At 71.3% G+C, this 22,435-nt stretch carries 16 protein-coding genes; 8 read left to right on the forward strand and 8 right to left on the reverse strand.

Features of this window, described 5'->3' with window-relative positions; genetic code table 11:
• The first annotated feature begins 84 nt into the window (after nucleotides 1-84).
• Nucleotides 85-2,457, forward strand: a complete 2,373-nt coding sequence (locus ABH941_RS02605) for a hypothetical protein (RefSeq protein WP_370126879.1) — start codon at nucleotides 85-87, stop codon at nucleotides 2,455-2,457.
• Here the strand turns inward: ABH941_RS02605 and ABH941_RS02610 are convergent.
• The 5 genes from ABH941_RS02610 to ABH941_RS02630 form a co-directional block, all read right to left on the reverse strand.
• The gene (locus ABH941_RS02610) at nucleotides 2,420-4,879 is read right to left on the reverse strand and encodes a right-handed parallel beta-helix repeat-containing protein (RefSeq protein WP_370126880.1); all 2,460 of its coding nucleotides are present in this window, start codon (nucleotides 4,877-4,879) and stop codon (nucleotides 2,420-2,422) included. The two genes, ABH941_RS02605 and ABH941_RS02610, sit on opposite strands and share 38 nt — an antisense overlap.
• 102 nt (nucleotides 4,880-4,981) lie before the next feature.
• Nucleotides 4,982-5,821: an MOSC domain-containing protein gene (locus ABH941_RS02615; RefSeq protein WP_370126881.1), complete on the reverse strand. Its 840-nt coding sequence runs from the start codon at nucleotides 5,819-5,821 to the stop codon at nucleotides 4,982-4,984.
• Between the two features lie 72 nt (nucleotides 5,822-5,893).
• On the reverse strand, nucleotides 5,894-6,373 hold the full coding sequence (locus ABH941_RS02620) for a DUF6643 family protein (RefSeq protein ID WP_370126882.1): 480 nt from the start codon (nucleotides 6,371-6,373) through the stop codon (nucleotides 5,894-5,896).
• A 255-nt stretch (nucleotides 6,374-6,628) separates the two neighbouring features.
• On the reverse strand, nucleotides 6,629-7,495 hold the full coding sequence (locus ABH941_RS02625) for a PAC2 family protein (protein WP_133997755.1): 867 nt from the start codon (nucleotides 7,493-7,495) through the stop codon (nucleotides 6,629-6,631).
• 118 nt (nucleotides 7,496-7,613) lie between these two features.
• Complete coding sequence (locus ABH941_RS02630; protein ID WP_370126883.1) at nucleotides 7,614-8,585, reverse strand: hypothetical protein; 972 nt, start codon at nucleotides 8,583-8,585, stop codon at nucleotides 7,614-7,616.
• A gap of 192 nt (nucleotides 8,586-8,777) precedes the next feature.
• Between ABH941_RS02630 and metH the strand changes: the two genes are divergently transcribed.
• From metH to ABH941_RS02645, 3 genes are all read left to right on the forward strand, one after another.
• On the forward strand, nucleotides 8,778-12,272 hold the full coding sequence (gene metH, locus ABH941_RS02635; RefSeq protein WP_370126884.1) for a methionine synthase: 3,495 nt from the start codon (nucleotides 8,778-8,780) through the stop codon (nucleotides 12,270-12,272).
• Between the two features lie 16 nt (nucleotides 12,273-12,288).
• Nucleotides 12,289-13,002 carry an HAD family hydrolase gene (locus ABH941_RS02640; RefSeq protein WP_370127066.1) on the forward strand — a complete coding sequence of 238 codons (714 nt, stop codon included), beginning with the start codon at nucleotides 12,289-12,291 and terminating at the stop codon, nucleotides 13,000-13,002.
• 292 nt (nucleotides 13,003-13,294) lie between these two features.
• Nucleotides 13,295-14,935: an ABC transporter substrate-binding protein gene (locus ABH941_RS02645; RefSeq protein ID WP_370126885.1), complete on the forward strand. Its 1,641-nt coding sequence runs from the start codon at nucleotides 13,295-13,297 to the stop codon at nucleotides 14,933-14,935.
• Between the two features lie 73 nt (nucleotides 14,936-15,008).
• Here the strand turns inward: ABH941_RS02645 and ABH941_RS02650 are convergent, their stop codons facing one another.
• Nucleotides 15,009-15,680, reverse strand: a complete 672-nt coding sequence (locus tag ABH941_RS02650; RefSeq protein WP_030260881.1) for a response regulator transcription factor — start codon at nucleotides 15,678-15,680, stop codon at nucleotides 15,009-15,011.
• 35 nt (nucleotides 15,681-15,715) lie between these two features.
• Nucleotides 15,716-16,573, reverse strand: a complete 858-nt coding sequence (locus ABH941_RS02655) for a RecB family exonuclease (RefSeq protein WP_370126886.1) — start codon at nucleotides 16,571-16,573, stop codon at nucleotides 15,716-15,718.
• Nucleotides 16,574-17,177: 604 nt separating this feature from the next.
• On the opposite strand from ABH941_RS02655, the gene ABH941_RS02660 reads away from it, so the two are divergent.
• The 3 genes from ABH941_RS02660 to ABH941_RS02670 all read left to right on the forward strand — a co-directional run bounded on the left by ABH941_RS02660 (nucleotide 17,178) and on the right by ABH941_RS02670 (nucleotide 20,067).
• A complete protein-coding gene (locus tag ABH941_RS02660; RefSeq protein ID WP_370126887.1) occupies nucleotides 17,178-18,359 on the forward strand; it encodes a site-2 protease family protein in 1,182 nt (393 codons plus the stop codon).
• A gap of 49 nt (nucleotides 18,360-18,408) precedes the next feature.
• A complete protein-coding gene (locus ABH941_RS02665) occupies nucleotides 18,409-19,341 on the forward strand; it encodes a tRNA (adenine-N1)-methyltransferase (RefSeq protein ID WP_370126888.1) in 933 nt (310 codons plus the stop codon).
• A 177-nt stretch (nucleotides 19,342-19,518) separates the two neighbouring features.
• Nucleotides 19,519-20,067, forward strand: a complete 549-nt coding sequence (locus tag ABH941_RS02670; RefSeq protein ID WP_370126889.1) for a hypothetical protein — start codon at nucleotides 19,519-19,521, stop codon at nucleotides 20,065-20,067.
• 6 nt (nucleotides 20,068-20,073) lie between these two features.
• On the opposite strand, the gene ABH941_RS02675 is transcribed toward ABH941_RS02670, so the two are convergent.
• Nucleotides 20,074-20,361 carry a ferredoxin gene (locus ABH941_RS02675; RefSeq protein ID WP_133997733.1) on the reverse strand — a complete coding sequence of 96 codons (288 nt, stop codon included), beginning with the start codon at nucleotides 20,359-20,361 and terminating at the stop codon, nucleotides 20,074-20,076.
• A 286-nt stretch (nucleotides 20,362-20,647) separates the two neighbouring features.
• Here ABH941_RS02675 and arc point away from each other — a divergent pair, with 286 nt between their 5' ends.
• Nucleotides 20,648-22,414, forward strand: a complete 1,767-nt coding sequence (gene arc / locus ABH941_RS02680; protein WP_370126890.1) for a proteasome ATPase — start codon at nucleotides 20,648-20,650, stop codon at nucleotides 22,412-22,414.
• Nucleotides 22,415-22,435: the final 21 nt, after the last annotated feature.

Consider the following 22,435-nt stretch of genomic DNA (forward strand, 5'->3'; position numbering starts at 1 on the left):
GCGGGCATACGCATCCGGCCGCGCGGGCAGCACACTTGGCAGGATGCTGCTCATCAGCACAAACGTGACGACACGGGGGCGACGATGACGGACCAGGCACAGCAGGAGCAGGCGCTGCCCGCACAGCCGCGGCAGCCCGTCCCGGGGGAGCCGGCGATCGCCCTGGAGCTGCTGGTCCACGGCGTCGGCGGGACCACACCCGAGGCCATGCTGACCGATCCGCACCTGGTCCAGCTGACCGGCGACAGCGTGGCCGGAACCTACCGCCGCTGGACCGACCAGGACGCCGAGGCCGAGCCGGACCGCTACCGGGGCGGGGCCGTCGAGGAGGCATACTCCTGGTCCGGCCTCACCTCGGGCAGCGGCATGCGCGCCCTGTGGCTGCTGCTGCTCCCGTTCATGTTCGCCAACCTGGCCCACTGGATGCGGCCGCCGGCCCGGCGCGACGCCCGCGCCCAGGGCCTCTACGACATGGCGGTCCGCCTCGCCGCGGTCAGTCTCACCGTGCTGCTCACCGCCGCCGCCTGCGAGACCGCGCTGGACCTGACGGCCTGGCAGTGCGCCGGCACCGCCGCCTGCGCGGCGCACCACAGCTGGCTGGGTTTCCTCTCCGCCGCCCACGGCGGCTGGTGGAGCGAGCCGGGACGGCGGCTCGCGCTGGCCACCGCCGCCCCCGCGGCCCTGGTCACGGTGCTGTGGTGGCTCTCGCACCTCACCTGGACCAGCTACGAGTCCCAGCGCCCGGCCGCGACCGGGAGCCGTACCGACCTCACGCCGATGGAGATGCCCGGCTTCTGGTACGGCATGCGGGTGGTCCGCCGGCTGCGGATGACCCATGTCGCCGCCGGGCTGCTGACCGCCGCGCTGGCCCTGCTGCTGCCGGTGCTGGACCACGACCGGTCCACGGGCGGCCCGCTGGCCGTCCCCGGCTGGATCCTGCTGGCCGGGCTCGTGCTGCTGGCCGTCGGGGTGGTCATCGCGCTGGTCAACACCAGCCGCAGGGAGACCGAGCAGGACGACCGGCCGGACACCCTCGCGATGCGCGCGCTGCACTGGGCCTCGCTGGCCCTGCTGGCGCTGACCGTGCTCTACGCCGCCTGGTCCCGCCACGGCTGGCACTCGGCCGGGCGGCTGCCCGGCGCCGCCGGGCTCTTCGCGGTGCTCTGCCTGGTGCAGCTCGTCCTGGTGCTGGTGCTCGCCCTCGCGGTGCAGCTGCTGCGGGGCACGCGGGAGCGGCTCCCGAAGCAGCAGGCGACCATCACCGTTCCCGGCCCGTCCAGCCCGGTGCCCGACGGCGACGTCCGCTTCGGCGGACCGGACGGGCCGGCGCTGGGCGGCTTCGCCGGACCGGCCACCGCGATGCTGGGCGCCGGGCTGGGCAATCTGCTCACCGCCGGCGTCACCGTCTGGGCGGCCCAGTGGCTGATGGGCAAGGGCACCCTCGGCGTCACCCTCCCCGGACCACCGCTGCTGCTGGTCTGGCACAGCAGCGGCGTACCGCTGCTGGCCGTGCTGCTGCTGCCGCTGCTGCTGGCCCTGGCGGTCCGGATGACGCGTCAGAAGACGGCGCTGAAGGCCGAGGTGAACGCCGCCTACGAGGTCGAGGGCAATGACGCGGCCACCCGGACCGCGCAGATCGCCGGAGCGCTCGCCAGAGCCCGGCTGACCGACGCGGGACCGGTGCTGATCGGCACCCTGTCCGCGCTCGCCTTCGCCCTCGCCGCGGGCTCCCTCGCCGGGGCGCTGGCGACCGGGAAGACGCCCTCGCTGGCCGCCCACGGCGACCCCACCCTGGTCTCCTACGCCGCGACCACGCTGCAGTCCGTCGGCGGCTGGCTGGTCGGCGCGTTCATGCTGATGCTGGTGGCCGTCGGCCGTGCCGCCTACAAGCAGATCACCACCCGGCGCACGATCGGGGTGTTCTGGGACATCGGCACCTTCTGGCCGCGGGCCGCGCACCCCTTCGCGCCGCCCTGCTACGCCGAGCGCGCCGTCCCCGACCTCGACTGGCGGATCCGCACCTGGCTGGACGACGACCCCACCCGCCGGCTGGTCCTCTCCGGACACTCCCAGGGCACCGTGCTGGCCGCCGCCGCGGTCTGGCAGCTCGACCCCGGGACCCGCGCCCGGGTCGCCCTGCTCACCTACGGCTGCCCGCTGCGCCGCCTGTACAGCCGCTTCTTCCCCGGCTTCATGGGTCCCGAGGACCTGTCCCGGCTGCACGCGGACGCGCCCTACTGGCGCAACCTCTTCCGGATCACCGACCCCATCGGCGGACCGGTCCGGGTGGCCGTCCCCGAGGGCGCGCACCCGGTGGACGCGCCCCCGTTCGTCGACCCGCTGGTCTTCGACCGGGACCAGCAGCACCCGCTGCCCGTCCCGATCAACGCCCACTCCAACTACCGTGCCGACCCCCGGTTCACCCAGGAACGCGACGACCTGCTGACCCAGCTGTGACCGGCGCTGTGACCGGCAGGTCCTCCGGCAGCAGCAGCTGCAGCTGCTCCGTCGTCAGTTCCACGACCTGGGCCAGCCGCACCGCGTGCCGCTCGACCATGGTCTCGAACACCTGGCGGGCGGTGCGGCCGTTGCCGAAGGAGGGGCCCTTGGGGATGACCGCGTAGTGCTCCAGCAGCGCCTGCGCGGTCTCCTCGGCCAGCTCGTACTCGTGCTCGGTGGCCTGTCGCCGGGTGATCTCCAGCAGCTCCGCCGCCGAGTAGTCGGCGAAGGTGACGGTCCGTGAGAACCGGGATGCCACGCCGGGGTTGGAGGCCAGGAAGCGCTCCATCTCCGCCGTGTAGCCGGCCACGATCACCACCACCTCGTCGCGGTGGTCCTCCATCAGCTTGACCAGGGTGTCGATGGCCTCCCGGCCGAAGTCCCGGCCGCCGTCCTCGGGCGCCAGCGCGTACGCCTCGTCGATGAACAGCACCCCGCCCAGCGACCGCTGGAACACCTCCGAGGTGCGCAGCGCCGTCGAGCCGACATGTTCGCCGACCAGGTCCAGCCGGGCGACCTCGACCAGGTGGCCGCGCTGCAGCACGCCCAGCGAGGCCAGGATCTCCCCGTAGAGCCGGGCCACCGTGGTCTTGCCGGTGCCGGGGGAGCCGGTGAACACCAGGTGCCGCCGCAGCGAGGGGGCCTTCAGCCCGGCCTGCTGCCGGCGCCGGCCCACCGAGATCAGGTCGATCAGGGTGCGGACCTCCTGCTTGACGGTGTCCAGACCGATCAGCGAGTCCAGTTCGGCGAGCGCCACCTCCGCCGGGCGGCACTCCGGTAGCGGCGCGATCGTCTGCGGGCCGGCCGACCGGGACGCCGCGTCCACCAGGGGCTGGTTGCGCGCGGCCGGCACCGCCGGCGCCGCCGCCTCCCAGGCCGAGGCGGTGGAGACGGCACGGACCGGCTCGGGCGCGGGCGCCTTGGCGTCGTCGGAGACGCAGCCCTCGGCGATCGGCCCCGGCTCGGGGAACTCGAAGCCGCCCCGGGCGTTCTGCTCGGCCCGGCAGCGGGTCAGCACCGTGGCGCAGCCGTCGATGACATGGAAGCCGAAGCCCTTGCCGTGGGTGGCGGTGCACTCCTCGAAGGTGCCCCGGCCGCCGGCCGAGACATAGACCGCCGCCTCGCTGCTGCCCCGTACCGAGCACTGCCGCAGCACCGGGTCCGCGCCGCGGGTGGCGATCACCCCGGTGGTCACGTCCGCGATCTCACAGCCCGTCAGCAGCCCGCCACTGCCGTGGTCGCGGAACCACAGCCCGGTGTTGGCGTCCTGCACCCGGAGCTGGTCCAGCCGCACTGTCGCACCGTCGCGTACCGACACCGCGGTGTTCCGCACCTGGGTGAAGGAGCACTCCACCACCTCCGCGGCGGACCCCCGGTCCAGTACGAACAGGGCGTCGGGGACGTCGTGCACCCGGCAGTCGGTCAGCGACACCTGGGCGCCGTCGCTGACCCAGACCGCCGGGTAGTCGCCGGTGGAGTCGCGGATCTCGCAGCCCACGGCCCGCACCGAGGTCCCCGGATCCCACACCGACAGGCCGTTGCGGCCGAACGACCGCAGCGTGGTGCGCTCCAGCAGCAGCTGGGCACGGCCGCGCAGATCGGCCCCGTTCTCCGGCACCTCGTGGATCCGGCAGTCGGTCAGCTCCAGCCTGGCCTCGCTGTCCAGCACCAGCGCGTTGTCGGTGACCCGGTGCACGGCGCAGTCCGCCAGCCGCCCCACCGCCCGGTCCTCGGCCTGCACCCCGTTGCCGTTGATCTCGTAGAACTCGCAGCCCACGGCGTCCACCACGCTGCCGTCACCGGTGAGCACCAGCCCGGCCCCGGCCGCGTGGTGCACCCGGCAGCGCTCCAGCCGGACGCTCGCGCCGGCCCGTACCACCACGCCGGTCTGGCCGGCCGCGACCACCTCGCACTCCTCGAACAGCGCCACCGACTCGTCGGCGACCCGGATCCCGAGGCCGCCCGGATTGTCGACGGTGCAGCGCCGCACCGTGGGACGGCAGCCCCCGTACACCTCGATCCCCACCGACGACCGGGTCACCACCCGGCAGTCCGTCAGTTCCGCGTCCCCGCCGACCAGTACGGCCGGGGCCGAGCCGTCCTGGCCCTCCAGCACCAGTCCCTGCACCGACGCGGCGGCCAGCAGGGTGAGCGCGGTCCCGGTCGGCGGCTCGAACCGGACCGTTCCCGGGCCCTCGGCGGCGCGCACCGTCAGCGGCTTGTCGACGACGACGTTCTCCCGGAACACCCCGGGCCCTATGGTCACCGTGTCACCGGCCTCGGCGGCCGCCAGGGCCTCGGACATCGTCGAGTACTCCCCGGAGCGTCTCCGCCACCGGGAAGCCCCGTCCAGCGTCACCCTAACCACGCCTGCTCCCATGGTGATTCGCCGCCCCCCCTCGCCCCGACCACGCTACTTGCTCCGGCACCCCGCTGCGCACCTCTCCCCTCTCAACGACTCAGACAGCAAACGGTCGCTCGGTCAGGCGTTCGGGCTCAGGCGTTCCGGCTCGGGCAGGGGACCCTCCGCGAGCACCACCACCTCGTCACCCACCCGGAGCACGCCGGTCCCCACCGGGGCCAGGTGCATGCCGAACGCCAGCGTCCGCCCGAACTTGCGGTGCCTCCCCAGCGCCCGCAGCGGCTCGGGGCCGCGCCGCTCGCCGGTCTCCGGGTCCAGCGTGGTCATCACGCAGCGCCCGCACTGCTGGACCACCTCGAACTCGACCTCGCCGACCCGGATCCGGCGCCAGCCGGTCTCCGCCCACGCCTCCGCGCCCCGCACCACCAGGTTGCTGCGGAACCGGCCCATCGGCACCGGGGCGCCCTTCACCGGGTCGTCCGGGTGGTCCCGCGCGATCAGCTCGTTCAGCGCGTCCAGCGACGCGGCGCTGGTGACCAGCAGCGGATAGGCGTCCGCCAGGCTGGTGGTGACCTCCAGCGGCCTGCGCTCCGGACGGTCCTGGTGCACCAGCCGCAGCTCCCGGCCCAGCACCTTGTGCAGCCACGCGGCCGCCACGTCCCCGGCGTCCACCAGTTCGAAGCCGAGGCCGAACACGGACACCGGCAGCAGCGCCCCGTCGGGCTCCGACAGCCGCAGCACCTCGCCGCCCGACTCCAGCTGCAGCACCCCGGGCTCCGGCAGCGACGCGGTGATCTGCCCCAGCCTGGGGTCCTCGCGCTGCGAGACCATCTTCCCCGCCGCGTCGACCACCATCCAGCGCCGGTCCCCGGCCGGCCCCCAGGGCTCGATCTCGACCTGCCGCACCGGTACGGGGGCAAAGGACTTCACCGGATAGATCCGAAGATCAGTCAAACGCATGGTCCAACCATAAGCGGAGGCCGGTCAGCCCATGGCTGACCGGCCCCATGACCTGCACGTCCCCCCGGACGGTCAGAACCCCTGGAAACCGCCGCGCTGCTGCGGGTACTGCTCCTGGTACTGCACCGGCCGCAGCGGGGCGACGGGTGCGACCGGGCGCTGCGGCTGCGCGCCGTACTGCTCCGGGTACCGCTGCTGCGGCACGCCGGGCTGCGGCATGCCCGGCTGCGGGACGAACCGCTGCGGGGCGAAGGGCTGCGGCGCGAACGGCTGTGGGGCCGGCTGCGCGGCGTACTGCGGCTGCGCGTACTGCTGCTGGCCGTAGCTGGGGCTGCTGGGCCCCGGGCCCAGGGCGAGCCGGGGCATCGGCATCGGCTGGGCGGGCTCGTAGCGGAAGCCGGTGTCGTAGGACGGAGGCAGGGCCGCGGGGACATTGATCGGGGCGATCTGCGGGACGCCCCGCTCAGCCACGAGGCTGTCGTAGATCGGCGTGTCCGAAGCGAAGGACGGAGCGTAGTAGCTGACTCCGTCGTAGGCGCGAGGGGAGGTCATGACGCATACGGTAAGCCCACAATGTGCCTGCTGAGGAGAGTGTCACGGGAGGGATTTCCACGGCCTTCCTCCGCTTCGAAGCGCCCAGCCGGTCGAAAGTATGAAAAAAGGTCAGATCCGACCATCGCCCCGCGCCCAGCTCGTGCGATATCTTCACGGAACGTTAACCGAACTCCCGTTCCGTCGACCGTTTGGCCCATCGAACGACCGATCCGCCCCGTCTTCACCCGATCCGGCGGGCGCGAAGCGTGACCGTCACTCCCCGGGGTGGCGCGGCGGCTGGTTGTCCCGCCGCTTCAGATAGCGCTCGAACTCCCGCGCGATGGCGTCGCCGGACGCCTCCGGCAGTTCGGCGGTGTCCTTGGCCTCCTCCAACTGCTGCACGTACTCCGCGACTTCGCTGTCCTCCGCGGCCAGCTGGTCCACCCCCAGCTGCCAGGCCCGGGAGTCGTCCGGCAGCTCGCCCAGCGGAATCCGCAGGTCGAGCAGGTCCTCCACCTTGTTCAGCAGGGCCAGCGTCGCCTTGGGGTTCGGCGGCTGCGCGACATAGTGCGGCACCGCGGCCCAGAAGGTCACCGCCGGGATGCCCGCGTGCGCGCAGGCCTCCTGCAGCACCCCGACGATCCCGGTCGGCCCCTCGTACTTGCTCTCCTCCAGGTCCAGGCTCTGCGCGAGTTCGGCGTCCGAGGTCACCCCGCTGACCGGCACCGGGCGGGTGTGCGGGGTGTCCCCGAGCAGCGCACCCAGGATCACCACCATCTCCACGCCCAGTTCATGGGCGATGGCCAGCAGTTCCTGGCAGAACGACCGCCAGCGCATGCTCGGCTCGATCCCGCGGATCAGCACGATGTCACGGGTCTTGGGCTCGGTCACCCGGACCACCGAGAGCCGGGTGGTGGGCCAGGTGATCCGGCGCACCCCCTCGTCCAGCCACACCGTCGGGCGGTTCACCTGGAAGTCGTAGTAGTCCTCCGCGTCCAGCGCGGCGAACACCTTCCCGTCCCAGATCTCGTCCAGATGCGCCACCGCCGCCGATGCGGCGTCGCCGGCATCGTTCCAGCCCTCGAACGCGGCCACCATGACCGGGTCGATCAGCTCGGGCATGTCCTCGAGCTCGATCATCAGGGCCTCCCTCCACAGACGCCGTTGAACGGCGGGCTCTTGCACGTCTTGATAGGTGCCCCAGCCTACGGCGTGTAACCTCCGGTTCGGTTTTCGACGCGGTCCGTCCCGGGCACGGTCAGGGGTCGAGCCAGTCGCGGTGGTAGGCCGCCCAGTCCGCGGTGGTGGCGGCGAAGTCGACGTACAGGGCCACGCCGAACTTCAGCCGCCCGTGGTCCGCCAGGCGTACGCCGCGGATCGCCGCGGCGACGGTCTCGGCGGAGGCGTGGTGGAAGGCGTTGTCGTCGTGATAGGCCGGGAGGCCGATCAGCAGGTCGACGGAGCTGGGGACCGACTGGAGCGCGAGCCGGGTCTGCTGCTGGACGTAGCCGGAGTACAGGCTCCGCAGCGGCAGGGCGGAGTCGTAGGCCATCACCGCGACCTGGTCGACCCGGTCGGCGACGTCGGAGAGATAGCCGGCCGTCCACCATTTCGGGTGGTCGGCCAGGGCGGCGCCGAACAGGTGGATCCCGGGGACCGGCTCGGTCTGCGGGACCGAGACCGAGAGCACCGCGTGCCGCTCGGTCGTCAGCAGATGGGCCTGCTCCAGGACGTTCAGGAAGTCCTGGTCGCCCGAGTGCACCGGCTCGAAATCGACGTGGATGCCGTCGAAACCCGCGTCCAGCGCCTGCCGGAAGGAGCCGACGATCCGGTCGGTGCGGGTCAGGTCCAGGCCGGGGCCCTCGGAGTCGACTTGGACCTGCCCCGAACCGAGGGCGGCACCCAGCCAGGCCTGCACCCGGATCCCGGGCACCGCCCGGTGCAGTGCCGTGACCAGCCAGGACGCCCTGGGGTAGAGGGCCGGGTCGAGCGTGCCGTCATGGCGCAGCGGACCCGAATGGACGAAAAGATCGTGCACGCCGCCGCCCATCTGCCGCACCAGCGCGCCCACGTCGGCGGGGCCCTTCCGTCCGTCGACCCAGGCATGGCCCAGCCACACGGCGTCCCCCTGCCGGGTCCTCGCGTCCGCGCTCGGGGTCCCCAGATCATTGATCCACAGACCGCCGGTGGCCCCGAGAACACACCCGACCAGCGCGAGCAGCGCGGTCATGACGGCTCGGAGGGTCCACACCCTTATGCCCATACCAAGATCGGACTCATTCCCGGCTCTTACGGTTCCGTACGAATCACGGACGCGTCCGGTCGGTGGATATCGGAAAGGCAATCCGGCGCCGACGGATTATGCTGGCCCCGCGCGTCACCCGCGCCAGTCGACAGCCGTCGCACCCCAGGGAGTAGAACGATGACCGTTCCCCAGCAGTCCCGCGCAGACGATCTGCGAGCCGCGCTCGCCTCCCGGGTGGTGGTGGCCGACGGCGCCATGGGCACCATGCTCCAGGCGCAGGAGCCCACGATGGAGGACTTCCAGGGGCTGGAGGGGTGCAACGAGGTCCTCAACGTGACCCGTCCCGACATCGTCAAGGGCGTGCACGAGGCCTACTTCGCGGTGGGCGTCGACTGCGTGGAGACCAACACCTTCGGGGCGAACTTCTCGGCGCTGGGGGAGTACGACATCCCCGAGCGGATCTTCGAGCTGTCCGAGGCCGGGGCGCGGATCGCGCGGGAGGTCGCCGACAGCTACGCGACCGCGGACCGCCCCCGCTGGGTGCTGGGGTCGATGGGGCCGGGCACCAAGCTGCCGACGCTGGGGCACCTGCCGTACGAGACCGTGCGGGAGGGGTTCCGGCTGAACGCGGCGGGGCTGATCGCCGGCGGCGCGGACGCGCTGCTCGTGGAGACCAGCCAGGACCTGCTGCAGACCAAGGCGGCGACGCTGGGGGCGAAGGCCGCCCTGCGCGAGGCGGGGGTCGACCTCCCGGTGATCGTGCAGGTCACGGTGGAGACCACCGGCACCATGCTGCTGGGCTCGGAGATCGGCGCGGCGCTGACCGCGCTGGAGCCGCTCGGGATCGACCTGGTGGGCCTGAACTGCGCCACCGGTCCGGCCGAGATGAGCGAGCACCTGCGCTACCTGGCCAAGAACGCCCGGATCGGGCTGTCCTGCATGCCCAATGCCGGGCTGCCGGAGCTGACCAAGGACGGCGCGCACTACCCGCTGACGCCGTCGCAGCTGGCCGACGCCCACGCGGTGTTCACCCGGGAGTACGGCCTCGGGCTGGTCGGCGGGTGCTGCGGCACCACCCCGGAGCACCTGAAGGCCGTGGTGGAGCGGGTGCGCGGACAGCAGGTCACCCCCCGCGACCCCCGGCCCGAGGCCTCGGCCGCGTCGCTGTACCAGGCGGTGCCGTTCCGCCAGGACACCTCCTACCTGGCGATCGGCGAGCGGACCAACGCCAACGGGTCGAAGAAGTTCCGCGAGGCCATGCTGGCGGCGGACTGGCAGGCCTGCGTGGAGATCGCGCGTGAGCAGATCCGCGAGGGCGCGCACCTGCTCGACCTCTGCGTCGACTACGTCGGGCGCGACGGCGTCGAGGACATGAAGAAGCTCGCCGGGCTGCTGGCGACCGCTTCGACCCTGCCGATCGTGCTGGACTCCACCGAGCCCCCGGTGCTGGAGGCCGGACTGCAGATGCTCGGCGGCCGGGCCGTGCTGAACTCGGTGAACTTCGAGGACGGGGACGGCGACGACTCCCGGTACGGGCGCACCGCGGCGCTGGCGCAGGAGTACGGCGCCGCGCTGATCGCGCTGACCATCGACGAGCAGGGGCAGGCCCGTACCGCGGAGACCAAGGTCGCCGTCGCGGAGCGGCTGATCGAGGACCTGGGCCGGCGGTTCGGGATCGACGAGTCGTCGATCCTGGTGGACTGCCTGGCCTTCACCCTGGGCACCGGGCAGGAGGAGTCCCGCCGGGACGGCATCGAGACCATCGAGGCCATCCGGGAGCTGAAGCGGCGTCACCCCGCCGTGCAGACCACGCTGGGGCTGAGCAACATCTCCTTCGGGCTGAACCCGGCGGCGCGGATGGTGCTGAACTCGGTCTTCCTGAACGAGTGCGTCGAGGCGGGGCTGGACTCGGCGATCGTGCACGCGGCGAAGATCCTGCCGATGGCCCGGATCCCCGAGGAACAGCGCGAGGTCGCCCTGGACCTGGTCTACGACCGGCGGCGGCCCGAGACCGCGGACAGCCCCGGCTACGACCCGCTGCAGCGCTTCCTGGAGCTGTTCGAGGGCGTCAGCGCGGCCTCGGTGCGGGCCGGCAAGGCCGAGGAGCTGGCCGCGCTGCCGCTGGAGGAGCGGCTGCAGCGGCGGATCGTGGACGGCGAGCGCAAGGGCCTGGAAGCCGACCTGGACGAGGCGCTGGATGTGATGCCGGCCCTGGAGATCGTCAACTCGGTGCTGCTGGAGGGCATGAAGACGGTCGGCGAGCTGTTCGGCTCGGGGCAGATGCAGCTGCCGTTCGTGCTGCAGTCCGCCGAGGTGATGAAGGGCGCGGTGGCCTACCTGGAGCCGCACATGGAGAAGTCCGACGACGAGGGCAAGGGCACCATCGTGCTGGCCACCGTCAAGGGCGATGTGCACGACATCGGCAAGAACCTGGTCGACATCATCCTGACCAACAACGGCTACACCGTGGTCAACCTGGGCATCAAGCAGCCGGTCTCGACCATCCTGGAGGCCGCGCAGGAGCACCGCGCGGATGTGATCGGGATGTCCGGGCTGCTGGTGAAGTCCACCGTGATCATGAAGGAGAACCTGCAGGAGCTGAACCAGCGGGGGATGGCGGCGGACTTCCCGGTCATCCTCGGCGGCGCGGCTCTGACCAGGGCCTATGTCGAGCAGGACCTGCACGAGATCTACCAGGGCGAGGTGCGCTACGCCCGGGACGCCTTCGAGGGCCTGCGGCTGATGGACGCCCTGATCGGCGTCAAGCGCGGGGTGCCCGGCGCGGTGCTGCCCGAGCTCAAGCAGCGCCGGCACGCGAAGGTCGAGGTGGACGAGCCGGAGGAGTCCACGGAGCGGTCGGACGTGGCCCTGGACAACCCGGTGCCGGTGCCGCCGTTCTGGGGGGACCGGATCGTCAAGGGCATCAGCTTCAACGACTACGCCTCCTGGCTGGACGAGGACGCGCTGTTCAAGGGCCAGTGGGGGCTGAAGGCCGCCCGCTCCGGCGGCCCCTCGTACGAGGAGCTGGTGGAGACCGAGGGGCGGCCGCGGCTGCGGATGTGGATGGACCGGCTGCAGACCGAGGGCCTGCTGGAGGCCGCGGTCGTCTACGGCTACTACCCGGCGGTGTCGCAGGGCAACGACCTGGTGGTGCTGGGCGAGGACGGCGAGGAGCGGACCAGGTTCGGCTTCCCGCGGCAGCGCCGCGGCCGCAGGCTGTGCCTGGCGGACTTCTTCCGGCCCGAGGCGTCGGGCGAGAAGGACGTGGTCGCGTTCCAGGTGGTGACCATGGGCAACCGGATCTCGGAGGCCGCCAACGAACTGTTCGCCGGCGACTCCTACCGGGACTATCTGGAGCTGCACGGCCTCTCGGTGCAGCTCGCCGAGGCGCTGGCGGAGTACTGGCACGCCCGGGTCCGCGCCGAGCTGGGCTTCTCCGGGGAGGACCCGGCGGAGATGAAGGAGATGTTCGCGCTGAAGTACCGCGGCGCGCGCTTCTCGCTGGGCTACGGGGCCTGCCCCGAGCTGGAGGACCGGGCGAAGATCGCCCAGCTGCTCCGCCCGGAGCGGATCGGCGTCGAACTGTCGGAGGAGTTCCAGCTCCACCCCGAGCAGTCGACCGACGCCATTGTGATCCACCACCCGGAGGCGAAGTACTTCAACGCCCGATAGTGGTGGCTATTGTGTGCTGGTGACCACATTTGCCGCCTCTGCCGTCCTTGCCCGCCGTCCCAGTGGTCTGCAGGCCGTCCTGCTGGACATGGACGGGACCCTGGTCGACACCGAGGACTTCTGGTGGGAGGCGGAGTCGGAGCTGCTGGCCGAGTACGGCTGCACGCTCACCGCGGCCGACCGCCAGATCGTCGTCGGCGGCCCGATGACCCGGGTGGTGGACTACCTGCTGGCGGTCAGCGGCGCGCCGCTGACCGCCGACCGGCTCGGACGGATGATCAACGACCGTTTCGTCGAGCTGGTCGGCCGGGGTGTGCCGCTGCGCCCGGGCGCGATGGAGCTGCTGGACGAGCTGGCCGCGGAGGGGATCCCCGCGGCGCTGGTGTCGGCGTCGCACCGCCGGATCATCGACCTGGTGCTGAAGACGCTGGGCTCCGAGCGCTTCGCCTTCTCGGTGGCCGGGGACGAGGTCGAGCGCACCAAGCCGTTCCCCGACCCCTATCTGCTCGCCGCCGCGAAGCTGGGCGCCGACCCGGAGCGCTGCGTGGTGGTCGAGGACGCCCCCACCGGAGTCCGGGCGGGTGAGGCGGCGGGCTGCAGGGTGGTCGCGGTGCCCTCGGTGACCCCGATCGAGGAGGCCCCGGGGCGGATCGTGCTGGCATCGCTGGAGGAGCTGGACGTGGCACTGCTGCGCAGCCTGGTTCCGGAACCTGACAGTCAGTCAAGGTAACTAGCTGCTAACGCCAAATCGGACATCTGCGGAGAAGTCCAGGCAATAAATCGACTCCTTCTGGAACCCAGGGTTAGGGCACAGTGCGAGCCGGGGCGGTCGTATGGCACGCTACACACGATCGAACACCGCGAGACCTGTGCGACACCCCGAGCGGTGGTGTCCCGCTCCGGCGCGCGGACCCTCACGCCACGCTGCTGCAGCCTGCGGTCGACCTCGTCATGGGGCAGTGGCGAGGTCGTACGACCTCCGGCCCGGCGTCCACAGCGTCGGCCAGGACACGAAGGAAGTCATGTCAGCAGCGAAACGACTTGCGGCGATCGGCTGTGTCGGCCTCCTCACGGCCACCGCCGCCTGCGGCTCCACCTCGTCGGGGAGCAAGAGCGGGGCCAACTCCACGATCACCCTGGGGACGGTCAGCGCGTACACCAGCCTCGACCCGGCCGGCGCCTACGACACCGGCTCCTGGACGGTGTTCTACAACGTCTACCAGGGGCTGATGACCTACCTGCCGGGAGCCAACACGCCGAGCCCCGACGCCGCGAAGAGCTGCAAGTTCGCCGACTCCTCGTACCTGACCTACACCTGCACCCTGCTGCCGGACCTGAAGTTCTCCAACGGCGACGCACTGGACGCGGCCGCGGTGAAGTTCTCCTTCGACCGGGTGCTCAAGATCGGCTCGGAGAAGGGGGCCGACAACGGCTCCGGGGTGAGCGTGCTGCTCGACACCCTCCAGTCGGTGGAGACCAGCGGGACGCAGGAGGTCACCTTCCACCTGAAGACCGCTGACGCGACCTTCCCCGACCGCCTGGCCTCCGGCGTCGGCGAGATCGTGGACCCGAAGGTGTACTCCGGCACCAAGCTGCTGGACGGCACCGGCGTGGTCGGCTCCGGCATCTACACCGTCGCCTCGGCGCAGACCAAGACCGGCTCCGACGGCAAGCCGGCCCCGGCCTCCCTCAAGCTGGTGCTCAACCCGACCTACAAGGGCGCCTACAGCGCGACCAAGCCGCTGAACGCCGGTGCCACGCTGAACTTCTACGACACCCCGGCGCAGGTGAAGACCGCCCTGGTGAACGGCAGCATCGACCTCAACGCGGGCAGCGACCTGGCCCCGGCGGACATCGTCTCGCTGCAGGGCGCGCAACAGCTCGGCAAGGGCATCCAGATCGTCCAGGGCACCGGGTCAAGCATCCGGATGATGGTGCTCAACGTCGACGTCGCCCCCTTCACCAACCAGGCCGTGCGCCAGGCCATCGCCAAGCTGATCGACCGCCAGGCCATCGCGGACAAGGTCTACCAGAACACGGTCACTCCGCTGTACTCGGTGATCCCGCAGGGCATCGGCGACCAGACCCGGCCGTTCGAGCAGGCCCCCTACAGCAACGACCCGCTCAAGGCCGACCAGGTCAAGTCCTCGCTGTCCGGCGTGAAGCTGCCGATCGACTTCACCCTGACCTACGCCGCCAACTCCGCGGCCGGTCCGGCCGAGGCCGCGCAGATCAAGTCGACCCTGGAGGCCAGCGGGATCTTCAAGGTCACCCTGAAGTCCGTGCCCAACCTGGGCGCCCTGGTCCCGCTGTGGTCCAGCGGCAAGCTCGCCGCGTCGATGACCGGCTGGCAGGCGGACTACCCGGACCCGGACGACTTCGTCTCGCCCTTCGTCGGCAAGAACAACACCTTCGGCAACAACTACGCACCGACGACGATCATGAACGACCTGCACCCGCTCAGCCTGAAGGAGGCCGACCGGGCGGACCAGTCCAGCGCGAACACCTTCACCGCGATCCAGAAGCAGTTCGCCCAGGACGCGGCGTACATCCCGCTGTGGCAGGACAACCAGTACATCGCCACCCAGGCGAACATCACCGGGGTGCCGCTCACCCTGGACATCGCCTCGATCATGCGCTTCTGGATGATCGGCAAGAGCTGAATCCCCAGCAGCGCGGCGGGGCCCGGTCGGATCGACTCCGACCGGGCCCCGCGCCCGTTGGGTTCGCGCGGGTTCAGCCGTTTCCGGGCCGGACCAGGCCGCTCTCGTAGGCGAACACCGCCGCCTGGACCCGGTCGCGCAGCCCCAGCTTGGTCAGCACATGGCCGACATGGGTCTTCACCGTGGTCTCGCTGACGAACAGCTCCCCGGCCACCTCGGCGTTGGAGAGCCCGCGGGCCACCAGTTTCAGCACCTCGACCTCGCGCTCGGTCAGCGTGGCCAGCGACTGCGGCGGCGCCTCGTCGCCTGAGGGCAGCCGGCCCGCGTACATGTCCAGCAGCCGCCGGGTGACACTCGGGGCCAGCATCGCGGCGCCGTCCGCGACCACCCGGATCGCCTGCACCAGCTCCTCGGCGGGGACGTCCTTGAGCAGGAAGCCGCTGGCCCCCGCGCGCAGCGCCTCCACCACGTACTCGTCCAGGTCGAAGGTGGTCAGCACCAGGACCTTGGCCGGGCCGTCACGGCCGGGCCCGGCGATCCGCCGGGTCGCCTCCACCCCGTCCATCCGCGGCATCCTGATGTCCATCAGCACCACGTCCGGCTGCAGCGCCCGGACCTGGTCCAGCGCCTGCTGGCCGTCACCGGCCTCGCCGACCACCGCGATGTCCGCCTCGGCCTCCAGGATCATCCGGAACCCGGTACGCAGCAGCGGCTGGTCGTCGACCAGCAGCACTCGGATCGCCACAACTCGCTCCACTCATCGGTTCCGGGACCGGAGACTCAGATCCCGGCATTCAGTACTGGCAAAGGGTACGGCGGGGGAGTGCCGCCGAAAGCCGGGCACAGCGACTGGAACGAGCACCAGTCGCAGAGCCGGTTCCGGTTGGCGGGCCACTCGCCTGTCTCCAGCGCCCGCTGGATGGCCTCCCACAGGGCGAGCAGCTTGCGCTCCACCGCCCGCAGGTCCGCCGGGTCCGGGTCGTAGGTGACCAGCTGGCCGCCGCCGCCCAGGTAGACCAGCTGCAGCCGGCGCGGCACCACCCCGCGCAGCCGCCACAGCACCAGGGCGTAGAACTTCATCTGGAACATCGCCCGGCCCTCGAAGTCCCGGGACGGGGCCTTGCCGGTCTTGTAGTCGACCACCCGGATCTCACCGGTGGGCGCCACGTCCACCCGGTCGACGTAGCCGCGCAGCCGCAGCCCCGACTCCAGCTGGGTCTCGACGTAGAGCTCGCGCTCGGCCGGCTCCAGCCGGGTCGGGTCCTCCAGCCGGAACCAGCCCTCCACCAGCTTCTCGGCGTCGGCCAGCCAGCCGGCCAGCTCCGCGCCGTCGGCGTCGCCGGGGAAGAGCGCGCCCAGCTCGGGGCGCTTCTCCAGCAGCCGCTCCCACTCGGGCCGCAGCAGCGCCCGCGCGGCCTCCGGGGTGCGCTGCGCCGCCGGGGCGTCGAACAGGCGCTCAAGCACCGCGTGGACCACCGTTCCCCTGGTCGCCGCGGCGCTGGGCGGCTCGGGGACCTTGTCGATCACACGCAGACGGTAGAGCAGCGGGCAGGTCATGAAGTCCCCCGCCCGCGAGGGCGAGAGCGCCTCCGGCGCCGCGACGGAGCGGGCGGGAGGTTCGGAGCCGGGCGGGTGCATGTCCGAACCCTATGCGCAGGGACTGACAGTCGGTTTCGCCTGGACTCCAACTTCCCGGGGGGCGACCCCCCGTACCCTCACGAAACCCCGCGGTGGCGGGGCCCTGCCGCCGGATCCCACCGCATGGAGCTGGACTCCAACTTCCCGGGGAGCGACCCCCCGTACCCTCACGAAACCCCGCGGTGGCGGGGCCCTGCCGCCGGATCCCACAGCATGTAGCTGGACTCCAACTTCTCGGGGAGCGACCCCCCGTACCCTCGCGAAACCGCGCGGTGGCGGGGCCCTGCCGCCGGATCCCACTGCATGGAGCTGGACTCCAACTTCCCGGGGAGCGACCCCCCGTACCCTCACGAAACCCCGCGGTGGCGGGGCCCTGCCGCCGGATCCCACTGCATGGAGCTGGACTCCAACTTCCCGGGGAGCGACCCCCCGTACCCTCGCGAAACCCCGCGGTGGCGGGGCCCTGCCGCCGGATCCCACCGCATGGAGCTGGGTACAAGTAGAGGTGGGACCGCATGCCGCGCGTGGTTCCGCCCGGTGGACCGCGTAGCGTGGCACACGCCTCCGCGAGGGCGGACAGGTGATCGACCACGAGGGGGCCGACGTGAGTGACGCCAAGGGGGACCGCCCGCGGGGCGGCCTGCTGATGGGCCGGCCGTTCGGCGTGCCGGTCTATGTGACCCCCACCTGGTTCCTCATCGCCGCCCTGATCACCTGGATCTTCGGCGGCCAGATCGACCTGGTGCTGCCGGGCCTGGGCCGGGCCCGCTACCTGGTCGCGCTGTTCTTCGCGGTCGCCTTCTACGGCTCGGTGCTGATCCACGAGCTCGCCCACACCGTGGTCGCACTGCGGCTGGGGCTGCCGGTGCGCCGGATCCAGCTGCAGTTCTTCGGCGGGGTGTCCGAGATCGAGAAGGAGGCGGAGACCGCCGGACGCGAGTTCTGGCTGGCCTTCGCCGGGCCGCTGCTGTCCCTGGTGCTCGGCGGGGTGTTCCTGCTGGGCCTCCAGGCGGTGCGCACCGCCACCGTCCCCGGGGTGCTGCTGGCCGCGCTGATGCTGAGCAACTTCGTGGTGGCCCTCTTCAACCTGCTGCCCGGCCTGCCGCTGGACGGCGGCCGGATGCTGCGGGCGCTGGTCTGGAAACTCACCGGCAACCCGATGACCGGGACCGTCGTCGCCGCCTGGGTCGGCAAGGGGCTCGCCCTGCTGGTGCTGGTCGGCATGCCCGCCTGGGCCGCCCGCGCCGGCGCCTCCGAGAGCACCGCGTCGGTGCTGATGGACGCTGTGCTGGGGGCGGTGCTCGCCGCCATCATCTGGAACGGGGCGGGCAGCAGCGTCCGGGTCGCCCGGCTCCGGGAGCACCTGCCCGAACTGCGGGCCCGCAGCCTGGCCCGGCCCGCCGTGGCGGTCGCCGCCGACACCCCGCTCGCCGAGGCGCTGCGGCGGCTGGAGCTGGCCGGGGCCCGCGGCCTGGTGGTCGTCGACGGGGCCGGGGAACCGGTCGCCCTGGTCCGCGAGAGCGCCGTCCGCACCATCCCCGACCACCGCCGCCCCTGGACCGCGACCAGCGCCGTGGCTCGCGTCCTGGAACCGGGTCTGCGCATCCCCGCCGACCTGGTCGGCGAGGAGCTGCTGGACCTGCTGAGGGCCAACCCGGCCCCCGAGTACCTGGTGGTCGAGCCGGACGGATCCATGCTGGGAGTACTGGCCGCGGTGGACGTCGAGGAGGCCTTCGCCCTGGCGATGTCCGGCCGCTCACCCACCCCCGAGCCCTCGAACGCCTGACCCCGTCGGGTGGTCGGCGGCCCCTGTCGGCTCCTCTAGACTGGTCCGCATGTCAGAACCGACCGGCGCCGCCCGCCGCCGCGGGCCCTTCCAGGTCGGGGACCAGGTCCAGCTCACCGACCCCAAGGGACGCCTCCACACCATCACGCTCGAATCCGGCAAGGCGTTCCACACCCACAAGGGCGCCTTCCCGCACGACGAGCTGATCGGAGCCCCTGAGGGCTCCGTGGTGCGCACCACCGGGAACACCCAGTACCTCGCGCTGCGCCCCCTGCTCTCCGACTACGTCCTCTCCATGCCGCGCGGCGCCGCGGTGGTCTACCCCAAGGACGCGGGGCAGATCGTCACCATGGCCGACATCTTCCCCGGCGCCCGCGTCGTGGAGGCCGGCGTCGGCTCGGGTGCGCTCAGCTGCTCGCTGCTGCGCGCGGTGGGGGACAGCGGCTCGCTGGCCTCCTACGAGCGCCGCGAGGACTTCGCCGAGATCGCCAAGGGCAACGTCGAACGCTACTTCGGCGGCCCGCACCCGGCCTGGAAGCTCACCCTCGGCGACCTCCAGGACAACCTGGTGGAGACCGAGGTGGACCGGATGGTCCTGGACATGCTGGCCCCCTGGGAGTGCCTGGACGTGGCCGCCAAGGCCCTCGTCCCGGGCGGCGTGATCTGCTGCTACGTGGCCACCACCACGCAGCTCTCGCGCACGGTCGAGGCGCTGCGGGAGCACGGCAACTTCACCGAGCCGCAGTCCTGGGAGTCCATGGTCCGGAACTGGCACGTGGAGGGGCTGGCCGTTCGGCCCGACCACCGCATGATCGGCCACACCGGCTTCCTGCTGACGTCCCGTCGCCTCGCTGACGGCGTCGAGCCCCCGCTCCGCCGCCGCCGCCCCGCGAAGGGCGCCTACGGCGAGGTCGAAGCCCCGGTGGCCCCCAAGACGGGCCGCTTCCTCAAAATGGCCGAAGAAGCCGAGGCAGACGAGTAGAACAACAGGGGCGCGGGGAACTGCGCTGCCAACCATGCACCTCCTGCACGGCTGGTCGCGCAGTTCCCCGCGCCCCTGAGGTTGTGCATGGCTCGCCACGTGCACGGGCCCGCGCCCCTTCAGGTTCTGCATGGACCCGGTGCGATCGGAAGATCCACGCTGTGGGAGCATTCGCGCGTGGCTGAACACTCCCGCTCCACCGCCGTCCACTGGATCGGCACCGCCGCAGCCCTGGGCGCCGTCGTGGCCGGCGCCGTTGCGGTGAGCCCGGCCGACGCCGGGACCCTCACCGCTGACGGCCCGCACAGCGTCCCCGCCGAACAGGCCCCGAACCCCGTAGGGTTCCTGCTGCCGCTGGCCTGTGACGGTCTGCCAGAACGGATCACCCAGCGGTTCAGCGCCGACACCACCGGCCACGGGAACGTCGTCACCGTCGTCGCCGCCCGCTGCGCCGCCCCGAACGGAACCCCGCCCGACGGGCTCTACGTGCTGGCGTTCGGGCCGGACGGCAAACCCCGGATCGCCGCCACGCTGATCGCCCCGGCCCAGAACCTCACCGTCCGCAGCGCCGGCATCCGCGGCGACGGCAGCATCCACGCCACCGTCGACGGCTACTCCTCGCCCGACGTCCCCCGCTGCTGCGCCGACCTGCACGAGGCGGAGACCTGGACCCCCCAGGGCGGCGGCTATGCGCTCAGCGGCAACGTCCCGCTGTCCCAGACGTGATCTAGCTCACACGGCGTCAGGCCCGTACACCTCGACGAGGTCCCTGCTGCGGCGCACATGGATGCAGTCGCCCGGACACTCCTTGGCCGAATCCACCACGTCCTGAAGCAGCGTCAGCGGCACCGGCACGGTCGCCCCCGGGGCGTCCCGCAGCTCCTGGTCGTCGCCCTTCACATAGGCGAGACCGTCGATGTCCAGTTCGAAGACCTCCGGCGCGTACTGCACACAGATGCCGTCCCCGGTGCAGAGATCCTGGTCGATCCACACCTCAAGTGGCTCGTCCTGCGAGGACATACCGCCCGCCGTTCCTGGTCGCGGGACCGCGCTCCCGCGGCCCCATTATTCCCGCCATCGGTACAGGGCTGGGACCCTGTCCGGTCAACGCGATCGAACTTGACCCGCTCGACAATACAACTGGTCGCTTCCGAACGTCGCCGAGTGGGTATCCCACTACCGAGGGGACGTGCGCAAGGGTGAAGATCAGACACACCCCTTCCGAGTTTCTGATCTAGGGGTTGTAACGCATCCCGGCCCGGGTAGGGTCGGGACACGTTCAGCTCCCCCGGAGGAGGTGAGGACCGTGGCAGCCCACGACGATGACTACACCCGCGGCGGCAGGCCCGCACGGGGTTCTGAGGAAGCCCTCAGCCAGGTTTCCTTTCTCGAGCAGGAGATCGCTGTCCTGCGCCGCAAGATCGCAGAATCGCCGCGCCACACGAGGATCCTCGAAGAGCGTGTCGTCGAACTGCAGACCAACCTGGCCGGAGTCACCGCTCAGAACGAGCGGCTCGCCTCCACCCTGAGGGAGGCCCGCGACCAGATCGTGGCCCTCAAGGAGGAGGTGGACCGGCTCGCCCAGCCGCCGGCCGGCTTCGGCACGTTCCTGTCCGCCAATGAGGACGGAACGGCCGACATCTTCACCGGCGGCCGCAAGCTGCGGGTGAACGTCAGCCCCAGCCTGCCCCTGGACGAGCTCACGCGCGGCCAGGAGGTGATGCTCAACGAAGCGCTCAACGTCGTCGACGCGATGGAGTTCGAGAGCATCGGCGACATCGTCACCCTCAAGGAAGTCCTCGAGGACGGCGAGCGCGCCCTGGTCACCGGGCACACCGACGAGGAGCGGGTGGTCCGGCTCGCCGAACCGCTGCGCGACGTCAAGCTCAGGCCCGGCGACGCCCTGCTGCTGGAACCGCGCTCCGGCTACGTCTACGAGATCGTGCCCAAGAGCGAGGTCGAGGACCTGGTCCTCGAAGAGGTCCCGGACATCGACTACAAGCAGATCGGCGGCCTCGGCCAGCAGATCGAGATGATCCGCGACGCGGTAGAGCTCCCCTATCTGCACGCCGAGCTCTTCAAGGAGTACGAGCTGCGCCCGCCCAAGGGCGTCCTGCTCTACGGCCCGCCCGGCTGCGGAAAGACCCTCATCGCCAAGGCGGTGGCCAACTCCCTGGCCAAGAAGGTGGCGGAGGTCACCGGACAGCCCCAGGGGAAGAGCTACTTCCTCAACATCAAGGGTCCCGAGCTGCTCAACAAGTACGTCGGCGAGACCGAGCGGCAGATCCGCCTGGTCTTCCAGCGGGCTCGTGAGAAGGCCAGCGAGGGCACCCCGGTCATCGTCTTCTTCGACGAGATGGAGTCGCTGTTCCGCACCCGCGGATCCGGCGTCAGCTCGGACGTGGAGAACACCATCGTCCCGCAGCTGCTCGCCGAGATCGACGGCGTGGAGGGGCTGGAGAACGTCATCGTCATCGGGGCGTCCAACCGCGAGGACATGATCGACCCGGCGATCCTGCGGCCCGGACGGCTCGACGTCAAGATCAAGATCGAGCGCCCGGACGCCGAGGCGGCCAAGGACATCTTCAGCAAGTACCTGAAGAGCTCCCTGCCGCTGCACCCGGACGACGTCAAGGAGCACGGCTCCTCGGTGGACGCCACCGTCGACGCCATGATCCAGGCCGTCGTCGAGCGGATGTACACCGAGACCGAGGAGAACCGCTTCCTGGAGGTCACCTACGCCAACGGTGACAAGGAGGTCCTGTACTTCAAGGACTTCAACTCCGGCGCGATGATCCAGAACATCGTCGACCGGTCGAAGAAGATGGCCATCAAGGACTTCCTCGACCACGGACAGCGCGGTCTGCGCGTCTCCCACCTGCTCGCCGCCTGCGTGGACGAGTTCAAGGAGAACGAGGACCTGCCCAACACCACCAACCCGGACGACTGGGCCCGCATCTCCGGCAAGAAGGGCGAGCGGATCGTGTTCATCCGCACCCTCGTCACCGGCAAGCAGGGCGCCGACTCCGGCCGCTCCATCGACACTGTCGCCAACACCGGGCAGTACCTGTAGGACGAAGGCCGCCTCCGTCCG

The organism is Streptacidiphilus sp. EB103A (genome assembly GCF_041261405.1).
Classification (GTDB): domain Bacteria; phylum Actinomycetota; class Actinomycetes; order Streptomycetales; family Streptomycetaceae; genus Streptacidiphilus.